Source organism: Acidisoma sp. S159, assembly GCF_009766125.1.
In the GTDB taxonomy this organism is placed as follows: domain Bacteria; phylum Pseudomonadota; class Alphaproteobacteria; order Acetobacterales; family Acetobacteraceae; genus Acidisoma.
In genome coordinates, this window is sequence record NZ_LMUG01000046.1 from 1 (window position 1) to 272 (window position 272).

The 272-nt window shown below is 59.6% G+C and carries 1 protein-coding gene; it reads right to left on the reverse strand.

The genetic code is table 11. The annotated features are described in order from the left end of the window. The coding region (locus tag GSQ92_RS15050; protein WP_159013650.1) for a hypothetical protein at positions 1 to 184 on the reverse strand (184 nt) is incomplete at its 3' end. Positions 185 to 272 lie beyond the last annotated feature (88 nt).

Genomic DNA, 272 nt, shown 5'->3' on the forward strand with positions numbered 1-272 from the left:
GCCGGCCCATGACGCCGGCATCTAAAACGACGGCAAGGAGGCCTTCCCAGCCGGCGCCCGTCGTCTTGAACGCGTCTTCCACATAGCGGCGATTTTCACGAAGCCAGCGGTACAGGTGACTGTTACGCGGATGCGCTCGCGCCTTCATCGTCGCTCTTATTTGCTCGCGGGTTTCCTTGCTCATAGGAACAGGCTGACGTGAGCTGGGGCGAACGAAGAGGCGGGATGGATTACAATCTGTTCATGATGTTCCGCCGGATTGCCGTGGAGGT